This window comes from Candidatus Accumulibacter contiguus (assembly GCF_036625285.1).
In the GTDB taxonomy this organism is placed as follows: domain Bacteria; phylum Pseudomonadota; class Gammaproteobacteria; order Burkholderiales; family Rhodocyclaceae; genus Accumulibacter; species Accumulibacter contiguus.
Genome location: NZ_JAZKUC010000001.1, coordinates 3800431 through 3812814, shown reverse-complemented (window position 1 = coordinate 3812814; position 12384 = coordinate 3800431). Strand labels below are relative to the sequence as shown.

Annotated in this window: 11 protein-coding genes and 1 pseudogene; 10 read left to right on the top strand and 2 right to left on the bottom strand. The window is 62.6% G+C overall.

Annotation, left to right across the window (positions count from 1 at the left end):
- A complete protein-coding gene (vapC, locus tag V5B59_RS18050; protein WP_034909881.1) occupies window positions 1–399 on the bottom strand; it encodes a type II toxin-antitoxin system tRNA(fMet)-specific endonuclease VapC in 399 nt (132 codons plus the stop codon).
- 6 nt (window positions 400–405) lie between these two features.
- Window positions 406–636: an antitoxin gene (locus V5B59_RS18045; RefSeq protein ID WP_034909879.1), complete on the bottom strand. Its 231-nt coding sequence runs from the start codon at window positions 634–636 to the stop codon at window positions 406–408.
- A gap of 217 nt (window positions 637–853) precedes the next feature.
- Here V5B59_RS18045 and V5B59_RS18040 point away from each other — a divergent pair, with 217 nt between their 5' ends.
- The 10 genes and pseudogenes from V5B59_RS18040 (at window position 854) to V5B59_RS17995 (ending at window position 12372) form a co-directional block, all read left to right on the top strand.
- The gene (locus tag V5B59_RS18040) at window positions 854–1459 is read left to right on the top strand and encodes an ABC transporter ATP-binding protein (protein WP_169069340.1); all 606 of its coding nucleotides are present in this window, start codon (window positions 854–856) and stop codon (window positions 1457–1459) included.
- Complete coding sequence (locus V5B59_RS18035; protein WP_034909876.1) at window positions 1456–2265, top strand: ABC transporter permease; 810 nt, start codon at window positions 1456–1458, stop codon at window positions 2263–2265. The genes V5B59_RS18040 and V5B59_RS18035 overlap by 4 nt, the downstream gene beginning before the upstream one ends.
- A 214-nt stretch (window positions 2266–2479) precedes the next feature.
- The gene (locus V5B59_RS18030; protein WP_332352148.1) at window positions 2480–6070 is read left to right on the top strand and encodes a helicase-related protein; all 3591 of its coding nucleotides are present in this window, start codon (window positions 2480–2482) and stop codon (window positions 6068–6070) included.
- A gap of 76 nt (window positions 6071–6146) precedes the next feature.
- Entirely contained in the window at window positions 6147–6377 is a 231-nt protein-coding gene (locus V5B59_RS18025) for an AbrB/MazE/SpoVT family DNA-binding domain-containing protein (RefSeq protein WP_169069339.1), read from the top strand.
- The gene (locus tag V5B59_RS18020) at window positions 6367–6711 is read left to right on the top strand and encodes a type II toxin-antitoxin system PemK/MazF family toxin (protein WP_169069338.1); all 345 of its coding nucleotides are present in this window, start codon (window positions 6367–6369) and stop codon (window positions 6709–6711) included. Before V5B59_RS18025 ends, V5B59_RS18020 begins: the two co-directional genes overlap by 11 nt.
- A 124-nt stretch (window positions 6712–6835) precedes the next feature.
- Complete coding sequence (locus tag V5B59_RS18015) at window positions 6836–8233, top strand: AAA family ATPase (protein WP_169069337.1); 1398 nt, start codon at window positions 6836–6838, stop codon at window positions 8231–8233.
- Between the two features lie 17 nt (window positions 8234–8250).
- Window positions 8251–8856, top strand: coding sequence for a retron system putative HNH endonuclease (locus tag V5B59_RS18010; RefSeq protein ID WP_169069336.1), 606 nt, complete (start codon window positions 8251–8253; stop codon window positions 8854–8856).
- Window positions 8853–11743: pseudogene (locus tag V5B59_RS18005) on the top strand (DUF1156 domain-containing protein). Before V5B59_RS18010 ends, V5B59_RS18005 begins: the two are co-directional and overlap by 4 nt.
- A 19-nt stretch (window positions 11744–11762) precedes the next feature.
- Window positions 11763–12068, top strand: coding sequence for a nucleotidyltransferase family protein (locus tag V5B59_RS18000; RefSeq protein ID WP_169069335.1), 306 nt, complete (start codon window positions 11763–11765; stop codon window positions 12066–12068).
- A complete protein-coding gene (locus V5B59_RS17995) occupies window positions 12055–12372 on the top strand; it encodes a HepT-like ribonuclease domain-containing protein (protein ID WP_332352147.1) in 318 nt (105 codons plus the stop codon). Before V5B59_RS18000 ends, V5B59_RS17995 begins: the two co-directional genes overlap by 14 nt.
- Window positions 12373–12384 lie beyond the last annotated feature (12 nt).

The following is a 12384-nucleotide window of genomic DNA, read 5'->3' as shown; positions in this document are numbered from 1 at the left end:
CTATTCAGCCCATTTTTCCAGTTGTAGGCCGGGGACGCGTTCGAATTCGCGGGTGTTGTTGGTCACCAGGCACACACCGAGAACAAGTGCATGGGCGGCGATCTGGGTATCTAGGGGGCCGATCGGTATTCCGGTACCTTCCAGGGTATGGCGCAACTTACCATAGGCCTGAGCGGCGGCCAGATCGAAGTCGGCAATTTCGAGGGGTTCGAGAAAGTGCTGCAGGGCCTGCAAGTTCCTCGGCGAGCCGCTCTTTTCCGCCCCGAAGTACAGTTCTGCCACGCTGATGCTGGAGATGCCGATGCCGCCTGACTGCTTGGCGCGTAGCGCCGCCAGCACCGATGCCGGTCGGTTCTTGATCGCGTAGATGCAGATATTGGTATCGAGCATGTAGCGCATGGCGGCTTACCACGTATCGCGAGCTTCGGCCACGCTTGGCTGCTCGCGCTCGGGAAAGGACTCGAATTCGTCGAGCGCAGCGATCAGTCTTTCGATCGATGGGCGCTTGCCGGGGCTGAGAATGATCCGTTCTCCGTCACGCTCAATGAACACTTCGCTGACACCGTCGAAGCGAAACGCTTTGGGTAGGCGCACGGCCTGGCTGCGGCCGTTGAGAAACAGCTTGGCTGTTGGCATGTGGCCTCCTGTATCATTGCATATATCTGATATATACCACAGGGCAACGGGCGACTCAAGGGGCTTGCTCTCGATCTCTCGATGCGTCCACACTCGAAACCCATACAATGATCCCTGGCGCAGACGGATTGGATCGCGGTCGGTCGGCCTGGCTGCGACTCCCAGCCTGTCGAAGAGCGGTCGTCGCTGCAATCACGCTTCAGATTTTGGACCAGGTATGCCCTGCTTGCGCATTCAACAACTCGTCACTCGCCATGTCGGTCCGATCGAACTCGCGATCGGCGCCGGCGAGTGCGTCTGTATCGAGGGCGCTTCCGGCAGTGGCAAGACGCTGTTGTTGCGCGCCATCGCCGACCTCGACCCGCATCGTGGCGAGGTGCAGCTCGATGACGCCAGTTGTGCGAGCTTGCCGGCACCCGCGTGGCGGCGTTCGGTGGCCTTGCTGGTGGCCGAGAGTCAGTGGTGGTCGGATCGGGTTCGTGACCACTTCGAGCACGCTGTCGATGCGGCGTGGATGGAACGGCTCGGCCTGCCCGCTGCCGCGATGGACTGGGAAGTCGCCCGCTGTTCGACCGGTGAAAGGCAGCGGCTGGCCTTGTTGCGAACGCTGATGCAGGCGCCGGCCGCATTGCTGCTCGACGAACCGACCGGTAATCTCGACCAGGACAGTACCCGCCGCGTCGAAGCCTTGCTCGACGATTATCGCCAGCAGCGGCAGGCGGCTCTGCTCTGGGTCAGCCACGACGCCGGCCAGATCGAGCGCGTCGCGCAACGCAGCTACCTCCTCGACAAGGGCAGGCTGCACGAGAGGGAACGGCGATGAACGTGATCGCACTTTCGCCATTCGATCTCACGATCGCTGCGCTCCTGATCCTGGCCCTCGCCGGTCTGTCGCTGCGCATGCAGATCGGCGTCGAACGTCAACTGCTGATCTCGGCTGTGCGCAGCACCGTGCAGTTGTTTCTGATCGGCCTGGTGCTCAAGGTGCTTTTCGAGAGTACGCAAGCGATCTGGGTGGCCTTGCTGGCGACGGTAATGCTGGTGGTTGCCGGGCGCGAGGTGATGGTCCGGCAAAAACGCCGCTTTGTCGGCGGCTGGGGATTCGGCGTCGGCACCCTGTCGATGTTCGTCTCGTCATTCACGGTGACGCTGCTGGCGCTGCTCCTGGTGATCGGCACCGACCCCTGGTATGCGCCGCAATACGCGATCCCGCTGCTCGGCATGGTGCTCGGCAATACCATGAACGGCATCTCGCTGGGACTCGACCGGCTGACCCAGGACGCCGCGCAAAGGCGCCCGATCATCGAGGCCAGGCTGGCGCTGGGTCAGGACTGGCAGCGGGCGATTTCCGACAGCCGCCGCGAAGCGATGCGAGTCGGCATGATCCCGATCATCAACGCCATGTCCGCCGCCGGCATCGTCAGCCTGCCGGGGATGATGACTGGCCAGATCCTGGCCGGCACGCCGCCAGTGGAAGCCGTCAAGTACCAGATTCTGGTGATGTTCCTGATCGCCGGCGGCACCGGCTTCGGCACCATGGTGGCGGTGAGCCTGGCCGCCCGGCGCCTCTTCGATGAACGCCAGCGCCTGCGACTCGACCGCCTGCGCCTGCCCGCGAATTGCAGCTGAAATTCGCAGATATCTCTACAAGATCCTGAAGTTTAGACACTCGCGCTCGTCGGCTGATGCCGAAGGGATTTCCGCGGCGCGAAGATTTTTGGGCATCGCAAGAAGTTCAGTTGCAGAACCTGTGCACCATTCAAAATTCCGTGCGAATCCCACTGTGCTGATGGACAATAGCCAACTGCGGGACGCGAATAACAACGACAAATTCCGATCGGCCATGAAACTCGAACAACTGCAAACCAACGCGGCGATCCGCGGCATCGTTCCTGACGCCCTCGTGACCGTGGTCAGCGTCCAATGGTATGGCTCCGAGGCGCTGGAGCTGACCTACAAGACCGCCTCCGGTAAGGTGGCCAACGAGTTGCTCTACCGCCACGACGAGGCACGACTGGAAGTCGTCGAGCAGGGCCGGCCGTGGAGCTTTGACGGCGACGGCGCGCTCTTCCGCCTGGTTTCCGAGGCCCAGCGCATTCGCCTCGCGCATCTCTTCGACCCGGTGCTGGCGGTGCATACCTCGATCGTCGACCCGCTGCCGCACCAGATCACCGCCGTCTACGAAACCATGCTGCCTCGACAGCCGTTGCGCTTCCTCTTGGCGGACGACCCCGGCGCCGGCAAGACAATCATGGCGGGCCTGTTGATCAAGGAACTGGTCGCGCGTGGCGACCTGCAGCGCTGCCTGATCGTCTGCCCCGGCAGCCTGGCCGAACAGTGGCAGGACGAACTCTATCGCCGGTTTCATTTGCCCTTCGAGATCCTCACCAACGACAAGCTCGAAGCGGCACGCACCGGCAACTGGTTCCTCGAAACCAACCTGTGCATTGCCCGCCTCGACAAGCTCTCGCGCAATGAAGACGTGCAGCAGAAACTGCAGGTGCCCGATTGCCGCTGGGATCTGGTGGTCTGCGACGAAGCGCACAAGATGTCGGCGACCGTGTTCGGTGGCGAGACCAAGTACACCAAGCGCTATCGCCTTGGCCAACTGCTCTCGACGCTCACACGCCACTTCCTGCTGATGTCGGCGACGCCGCACAACGGCAAGGAAGCCGATTTCCAGTTGTTCATGGCGCTGCTCGACGGCGACCGTTTCGAGGGGCGCTACCGCGATGGCGTGCACACCGCCGACGTGTCGGACCTGATGCGCCGGATGGTGAAGGAGAGCCTGCTCAAGTTCGACGGCACGCCGCTGTTCCCCGAGCGAATCGCCTACACCGTGCCCTACAGACTGTCGGACGCCGAAGCAGCGCTTTACCGGGCGGTCACCGACTACGTGCGCGAGGAATTCAACCGCGCCGAGGCGCTGGAAAACGACAAGCGCGCCGGTACCGTCGGTTTCGCCCTGACCATCCTGCAGCGACGCCTGGCCTCCTCACCCGAGGCCATCTACCAATCGCTGCGCCGCCGGCGCGAACGGCTGGAAAGCCGACTGCGGGAACTGGAAGTCCTGCAGCGTGGCGGCCAAACCACGACCATCCTCCCGGCGTCACTGCCTGCCCTCGATAACGAAGACGTTGCAGACCTGGACGAAGCACCCGACAACGAAGTCGCTGCCGCCGAGGAAGAAATTCTCGACCAGGCCACCGCTGCCCGCTCGATCGCCGAACTGCGCATCGAGATCGAAACCCTGAAAGGGCTGGAAAGCCAGGCGCTGGCGGTCTGCCGCAGCGGCACCGATACCAAGTGGTGCCAACTGGCCAGCCTGCTCTCCGAAATCTTCACCCCGGCCGCCATCGGCCACCGCGTCGCCGAACCGCCAGCTCCCTACGGTGCCGGCGCGATCCCACCCCCCACCCCTTCGCCGCACCAGAAGCTGGTGATCTTCACCGAGCACCGCGACACGCTCAACTATCTCGAACAACGCATCAGCACGCTGCTCGGCCGCCAGGAGGCGGTCGTCATCATCCATGGTGGGATCGGCCGTGAAGAGCGCCTCAAGGTGCAGGAATCGTTCAGGCACGACCCCGAGGTGCAGGTACTGCTGGCGACCGACGCCGCCGGCGAGGGCATAAACCTGCAGCGCGCGCATCTGATGGTCAATTACGACCTGCCCTGGAACCCCAACCGGATCGAACAACGCTTCGGCCGTATCCACCGGATCGGCCAGACCGAGGTTTGCCACCTGTGGAATCTGGTGGCGGACGATACGCGCGAGGGCGACGTCTACCGCCGGCTGCTGGAAAAGCTCGAACAGGCGCGCCAGGCCCTTGGCGGGCAAGTGTTCGACGTGCTGGGCAAACTCGCCTTCGAGTCCAACGGCAAGGTCATGTCGCTGCGCGAGCTGCTGATCAAGGCCATCCGCTACGGCGAGAAGCCCGAGGTCAAGGCCCTCCTCACGACGGTGCTCGATGTCGCGACGGATCGGGAACACCTGCAGAGCCTGCTTGAAGAACGAGCGCTCGCCCACGACGCCATGGACGCCAGCCGGGTGCAGCGCATCCGCGAAGACATGGAGCGCGCCGCCGCCCGCCGGCTGCAACCGCACTACATCGAGTCGTTCTTCCACGCAGCCTTCAAGCGGCTCGGTGGCGCCGCCAAACAGCGCGAGCCCCGTCGTTACGAAATCACCCACGTACCCGCCACGGTGCGCAACCGCGACCGCCTGATCGGCATTGGCGAACCCGTGCTGCCGCGCTATGAGCGGATCGCCTTCGAAAAATCGCTCGTCGCACCGCAGGGCCAGCCGCTGGCCGCGTTTGTTTGCCCCGGCCACCCCTTGCTCGACGCCGTGATCGACCTGACGCTGGAGCGTCATCGTGATCTGCTGAAACGCGGCAGCGTGCTGGTTGACGAACGCGATCCCGGAATGCGGCCGCGGGTGCTGTTCTACCTCGAGCATGCCATCCAGGACGCCGGCCTCACCCGCGCCGGTGAGCGTCGGGTGGTGTCGAAACGCATGCTCTATGTCGAAGTGGACGCCGACACGACCACGCGTCATGTGCACTACGCGCCCTATCTCGACTATCGGCCAATCGCTGCGGGCGAACCCGGTAGCGAAGCGATCCTCGACCGCCCCGAATGCCAGTGGATCACGCGCGACCTTGAGAAGCAGGTCCAGGCCCATGCCATCACCCAGGTCGTACCGGAACACCTGGCCGAGGTCCGCGGGCGCAAGCTCGAACTGATCGGCAAGACCGAGGCGGCGGTCAAGGATCGCCTCACCAAGGAAATCACCTGGTGGGACCACCGCGCCGAAGAACTCAAGCTTCAGGAGCAGGCTGGGAGACCCAATGCCAAACTCAACTCAGGCGAGGCACGCAAGCGCGCAGACCTTCTTCAAGGGCGGCTCGAAAAACGTCTCGACGACTTGAAGCTCGAAGTGCTACTCTCGCCGCTGCCGCCGGTGGTACTGGGCGGGATGCTGGTCGTCCCGATCGGCCTGATCAAGGCCATGACCGGCCAAACAGCGAGCACGCCCACGGCGCCCGTCGATACGCAAATCAGCGCCGCCCGCGCACGTGCGATCATCATGGACATCGAGCGCCAGCTCGGCTTCCAACCCACCGACCGGGAATTCGAGAAGCTCGGCTACGACATCGAAAGCCGCGTTCCCGGCACCGGCAAGCTGCGCTTCATCGAAGTGAAGGGCCGCGTTGCCGGCGCGCCGACGATCACCGTCACGCGCAACGAAATTCTCTACTCGCTCAACAAGCCTGAGGATTTCATTCTTGCCATTGTCGAGTTCATCGATGCCGAAACGCACAAGGTGCATTACCTGCGCCAGCCATTTCAGCGCGAACCCGATTTCAACGCTGTGACCGTCGATTACGACTTTGCCGGATTGCTGGCGCGTGCCGGGACACCGCGCTAAGCCTAGCCGCTTGCTTGATTCAGCCGAATGCCCGCTGTAAAGTAAGAATGTAATGCAATCCTTACTGGAGAACGAAATGCTTGCCGTTGCCAAAATCACTGCCAAGGGCCAGACCACGATTCCGCAGGACGTGCGCGCCGCACTGCATGTCGCCCCCGGCGACCTGATCGCCTGGGAAGTCGGCGCCGACGGCACGGCGACCGTTCGCCGCGTGCAACCGCTGGACCTCGAATACCTGCGCGCTGTCGAAGGCACGCTCTCCGAGTGGTCGGGCAGCGCCGACGAGGAAGCCTATCGTGAGCTTTGAACGCTTCGCGGTCGTCCGCGTACCGTTTCCCTTCACCGACCGCAACGCCACAAAGAACCGCCCAGCGCTGGTGCTCTCGAATGACGCGGATTTCAACACGCCGGCTGGTCATTCGGTGATGGCGATGATCATCTCGCAGGCCAACGCCCCCTGGCCGCTCGACTGCCCACTCGCCGACCTCGCCGCCGCCGGCTTGCCGGCGCCGTCCAAGGTGCGTTTCAAGCTCTTTACACTCGACCATCGCCTGGTGCGCGGCGAACTCGGGAAGCTCGCGGCCAGCGATGCCATGGCCGTTCGCGTCGGACTGGCCCATTTGCTGGACGCGAAGGGATAAACCGGTATGCGCCAGAAATACTCTCAACAGTGTTGAGACTTCTGCAAAGGAATCCCATGCCCACCGCCAGACCTTGTCGGTGCACTTCGAGTTGCGTTCAGGGGGCCGTCAATAAGGCACAGAGATGAAGCTATCCCGAATTGAAATTACCCACTTCCGCTGCTTTGAATCGTTGAACGTCGATTTCCAACCTGACATCAACGTGATTGTCGGTGCTAATGGATCGGGCAAGAGCAGCATCCTGGATGCTGCTGCCATCGCCCTCTACGAGCTCGTGGCGGCTAACGGGGCGGGCAGTCAGCGGCAACGAAAAGCACAGGGCGTCTCGCTGCTGCCCACGGACATCTATATCGCACCGCCAACAACCGATGCTGCTGGTGCACCAAAGCAATTTGTACAAATCAGAGCCAGCGCCAATGACTACTACCCGATCGAACACTTCTCGGGAAAAACACCGACAGGTCAAGCGGCCGCGTTGGAATGGTCGCAATACATTGTCTATCAGCCCCCAGCTCGATTCAGTTACAGCAACAGCACCAGCGAACGTCTATCCAGCCTGAACCAATACGTCCAGGCTCTCTGGCGCGAGATTGGCAGGAGTCCTCAGGCGCTTATTCCCTTGCCTGTCGTGGCCTACTACCGCGCCACCAGACGGAAGGGGGGCATGCCCGAGCTCGGAGACATTTTCAAGCTCGACCTGTCCAGAAACAAGGCGTTTGCCGATGCACTCGATGCGGCTGCGGATTTCACGGCCATGTGTCAGTGGTTTTATCTGCGGGAAAATGCCGAGCTTCGAGTCCAGATCAACGCGCAGGCTGAAGAAAGGCAAGAATTTGCCGATCTGCGCGCGATTCGGCAGGCTCTGATGCACACCGTCGAAGGACTGGAACGTCTCTATTTTGACGGAAGTCCGCCCCGACTGATGGTTGATGTTCGGGAAGTTGATGGCGACGTCCACACACTTGAACTTGCCCAACTAAGCGATGGTTACCGAAATCTGCTCGCCCTGGTTCTCGATTTCGCCCGTCGCCTGGCGCAAGCCAACCCAGCGTGGCGAAACCCGCTTGAGGCGCCCGGCATTCTGCTCATTGACGAGGTTGAGCTTCATCTTCATCCCCGTTGGCAGCAGACGGTCATTCCCGGATTGCGTGCGGCCTTCCCGAACACGCAACTCATCATTTCCACCCATAGCCCGGCCGTCCTGACCACGGTGCGCCGTGAGCATATCCACCTGCTCGGGGCCGACCACAGTTTCGAGCAGATCCCGGAGGACGTCGGCACCTACGGCGCAGAAAACTCGCGCGTTCTCGCCGAAGTATTTGGCGCCGACTCGCGCCCCCGGAATATCGACACCGTCCAGAAGCTGAACGGGTACCTCGGCCTGATTGAGAACCGCCAGCACGACACGCAAGCGGCACGCGCCTTGAGAAACGATCTGGAGTCCGCACTGGGCCGCAGCGATCCGGATTTGCGCCGGGCTGACCTGCGCATTCGTCAGATCCAAGTGCTGGGCAAGCAATGAGGAGGATTCAACGCAACGTGGCGCCAGACTGCCTTGCCGACCAACCGAAAAACCAGGATTGGGGCACATTCATGGGGACACCTTGCCATGTCACCGTGGACGCAGACTTGCGCAGGGAGCAGCAGGGACTGTGCTGTTATTGCGAAAGCGAAGTGGCCGACAACGAAGGCCACATCGAACATATGCAGCCTCGTAGGTGCAATCAGTCTCGAACTTACGACTACACCAACATGGCGATCTCATGCGATGGCGGCACGGTAGAGCATTGCGGACGCTACAAGGATGACCGCAGAAGGAACCCCAAACACGCATGGGATGCGGCGCGTTTCTCTGCTCCTCATGATCCTGCCACAGCATCGCTTTTTTCGTATCTCCTGACTGGGGGTATCGCGCCAACAACTGCCGATGTAGCTAAAGCGAACTATCTGATCGGCTACCTCGGTCTCAATTGCCCCCGTCTCAACGAGCGACGCAGGCAACACGCGCGGGACCTCATTGACACCCTCGGCGACCAACCCGATCCGGGCCTGGTGGATTGGCTGCGCGAGGATTACTTGCAGACGGACCAAAATGGTCGCCTGAAGCAATATCACTCGCTTTCGAAAGCGATTCTCAAACCATGACCTACAAGAAAAAGCTCATCGAAGTCGCGCTGCCGCTGGAGGCGATCAATATCGCCAGTGCGCGCGAAAAATCCATCCGGCACGGCCACCCGAGCACGCTGCACCTGTGGTGGGCGCGGCGGCCGTTGGCGGCGGCGCGGGCGGTGATCTTCGCGCAGATGGTCGATGACCCGTCGGCGCATCCCGACATCTTCCCGACGGAGAAGAAGCAGGAGAAGGAACGGCAGCGGCTGTTCCGCATCATCGAGGAACTGGTCAAGTGGGAGAACACCACCAACGAGGCCGTGCTGCAGCAGGCGCGCGACGAAATCTGGCAGAGCTGGCGCTATACCTGCGCGGAGAATGCCGACCATCCACGGGCGAAGGAACTGTTCGACCGCTACAAGCTGCCGGCTTTTCATGACCCCTTCGCCGGCGGCGGAGCGCTGCCGCTCGAAGCGCAGCGGCTGGGGCTGGAAAGCTACGCCAGCGATCTGAATCCGGTGGCGGTGCTGATCAACAAGGCGATGATCGAGATACCGCCGAAGTTCGCCGGCAAGCCGCCGGTGAACCCGGATGCGCAGCGCCAGAAAGCGCAGATGGACAAGAGCTGGCGAGGCGCGCAGGGCCTCGCCGAGGACGTCCGCTATTACGGCCAGTGGATGCGTGACGAGGCCGAGAAGCGCATCGGCCATCTCTACCCGAAGGTCGAGGTCACGGCGGCGATGGTGCAGGAGCGGCCGGACCTGAAACGATACGCGGGCCGGAAGCTGACGGTCATCGCGTGGTTGTGGGCGCGCACGGTCAAGAGCCCCAACCCGGCCTTCGCCAGTGTCGATGTACCGCTTGCCTCGACCTTCATGCTCTCGACCAAGGCCGGCAAGGAAGCCTATGTCGAGCCCGTGATCGAAGGCTGCGGCTATCGGTTCACGGTGAAGGTGGGCAAGCCGAGGAATGCGGAAGGAGCGAAGAACGGCACCAAGCTCGCACGGGCGAATTTCGGATGCCTGATGTCTGGCGCACCGATTTCCGGCGACTACATCAAAGCCGAAGGTAAGGCTGGGCGAATGGGCGCGCGGCTGATGGCCATTGTGGCTGAGGGTGATCGCGGACGGACCTATCTGGCTCCGACGCCGGAAATGGAAGCCATTGCCCTGACTGCGCAGCCGACGTGGAAACCCGAGGGCGACATTCCGACGCGGATGACCGGCGGCAACTGCACGCCGTACGGGCTAAGCACTTGGGGCGACCTCTTCACCCCGCGCCAACTCGTCGCACTGACGACCTTTTCCGACCTGGTGCAGGAAGCGCGCGAGCGGGTGAAGCGCGACGCTATCACCGCCGGCCTGCCCGATAACGGGAAAGCCTTGGCGGAAGTGGGCGCGGGCGCCACGGCGTATGCGGATGCGGTGGGGGTGTATTTGGCGTTTGCGCTGAACAAGGTAGCCGACCGAGGCTCGTCGCTTGGCCGTTGGGACCCCACGCCGACCCAAAGTGGCATCATCAATACCTTCAGTAGACAGGCTTTGCCCATGTCATGGGATTTTGCGGAGTCGAATCCACTTGGTGGCGCATCGGGTAACTATCGAGGCGCCATAGATCTTGTTGCAAAAGCGCTACTAGCCGCATCGCTCACGGCGACATCTGGTTACGCAACCCAAGACGACGCTGCTGCGCAATCCGTAAGCAGCGATAAACTGGTCTCCACCGACCCTCCCTACTACGACAACATCGGCTACGCCGATCTGTCGGATTTCTTCTACGTCTGGCTGCGCCGCTCGCTGCGTTCGGTGTTCCCCGAGCTTTTCGCCACGCTGGCGGTGCCCAAGGCCGAAGAACTGGTGGCAACGCCCTACCGCCACGGCAGCAAGCAAAAGGCTGAGACCTTCTTCCTTTATGGCATGACCCACGCGATGCACCGGCTCGCCGAACAGGCGCACCGGCCTTTCCCGTGACCATCTACTATGCCTTCAAGCAGGCGGAAAGCGACGGCGCGGACGGCACGACCAATACCGGCTGGGACACCTTTCTCGCTGCCGTCATCGAAGCCGGTTTCGCCATCAGCGGCACCTGGCCGATGCGCACCGAACTGAGCAACCGCATGATCGGCTCGGGCACCAACGCTCTCGCTTCAAGCATCGTCCTCGTCTGTCGCCAACGTCCAGCCACCGCACCCACCGCCACCCGCCGCGATTTCGTCACCGCCCTCAAGGCCGAACTTCCTCAAGCATTGGCGCACCTGCAAGCCGGCAACATCGCCCCGGTGGACTTGGCGCAGGCGGCGATCGGCCCCGGCATGGCGGTCTATACGCGCTACGCGAAGGTCCTCGATGCCGAAGGCAAACCGCTGCCGGTGCGCTCCGCCCTGGCGCTGATCAACCAGACCCTCGACGAAGCCCTGGCCGAACAGGAAGGCGACTTCGACGCCGACAGCCGCTGGGCGCTCACCTGGTTCGACCAGACCGGCTTTGCCGAAGGCGATTACGGTGTCGCCGAGCAGCTTTCCAAGTCCAAGAACACCAGCGTCGGCGGCCTCGACGAAGCCGGCATTCTGGTATCCCGGGCCGGTAGGGTGCGCCTGCTTAAACCCGCCGAGCTGCCCGCCGACTGGGACCCGCTGACCGACAAACGGCTCACGCACTGGGAAATCGTGCACCAGCTCATTCGCGCGCTGGAATACGGCGGTGAGAGCGCCGCGGCCGCGCTGGTCGCCAAGCTCGGCAGCAAGGCCGAAACCGCCCGCGAACTCTGTTACCGCCTCTACACCCTGTGCGAGCGCAAGAAGCGCGCCGTCGAGGCCATGGCCTACAACGGTCTCGTGCAGAGCTGGCCGGAGATCACCCGCCTGGCCGCCGAAAAACCCCGCGCGTTGATACCTGGTACGCCTGACCTGTTTGGGCACGAATGAAGCAGCGAAGGAGCCTTTCATGAAACGACTATTGAACCTCGACGCAGAAGCGCTGGCGCAGTTCTGCGAAGCCCATCACATTCGCCGCCTGTCGCTGTTCGGCTCGCAACTGAAGGGAACGGCTCGACCGGATAGTGACGTCGACCTGCTGGTCGAGTTTCTGCCTGACGCGCGACCGACATTGCTCGACATGGCGCAGATGGAAATCGAGTTGTCGCAAGCCCTCGGGGGGCGGAAAGTCGACCTGCGTACCGAGCAGGACTTGAGTCGCTACTTCCGCGACGAGGTGGTTCGCACGGCCGAGGTGCAGTATGTCGCCGAATGATCGCTGGCGGGTCGGCCACATGATCGACGCGGCCAGCCAGGCGCTGGCTTTCGTCGAGGGACGCAGACGCGAGGACCTGGAGAGCGACCCGATGTTACGCCTGGCGTTGACTCGCGCAGTGGAGATTGTCGGCGAGGCCGCAACTCAGGTGAGCGAAGCCGGGCGCTGCGAATTTCCCGGCGTACCCTGGCCGCAGATCGTCGGCATGCGCAATCGCCTGGTGCACGCGTATTTCGACATCAACCAGAACATCCTGTGGGACACCGTGCAGCTCGCGCTGCCGGGGGGCTGCTGGAACAACTGAAAACCGTGCTCG

Bases quoted from the DNA above. Each gene is read 5' to 3' on its own strand.
- V5B59_RS18025 (WP_169069339.1), top strand. From the start codon at position 6,147: ATGCTTGCCGTTGCCAAAATCACTGCCAAGGGCCAGACCACGATTCCG.
- V5B59_RS17995 (WP_332352147.1), top strand. From the start codon at position 12,055: ATGTCGCCGAATGATCGCTGGCGGGTCGGCCACATGATCGACGCGGCC.
- V5B59_RS18040 (WP_169069340.1), top strand. From the start codon at position 854: ATGCCCTGCTTGCGCATTCAACAACTCGTCACTCGCCATGTCGGTCCG.
- vapC (WP_034909881.1), bottom strand. From the start codon at position 399: ATGCGCTACATGCTCGATACCAATATCTGCATCTACGCGATCAAGAAC.
- V5B59_RS18035 (WP_034909876.1), top strand. From the start codon at position 1,456: ATGAACGTGATCGCACTTTCGCCATTCGATCTCACGATCGCTGCGCTC.
- V5B59_RS18030 (WP_332352148.1), top strand. From the start codon at position 2,480: ATGAAACTCGAACAACTGCAAACCAACGCGGCGATCCGCGGCATCGTT.
- V5B59_RS18000 (WP_169069335.1), top strand. From the start codon at position 11,763: ATGAAACGACTATTGAACCTCGACGCAGAAGCGCTGGCGCAGTTCTGC.
- V5B59_RS18015 (WP_169069337.1), top strand. From the start codon at position 6,836: ATGAAGCTATCCCGAATTGAAATTACCCACTTCCGCTGCTTTGAATCG.
- V5B59_RS18045 (WP_034909879.1), bottom strand. From the start codon at position 636: ATGCCAACAGCCAAGCTGTTTCTCAACGGCCGCAGCCAGGCCGTGCGC.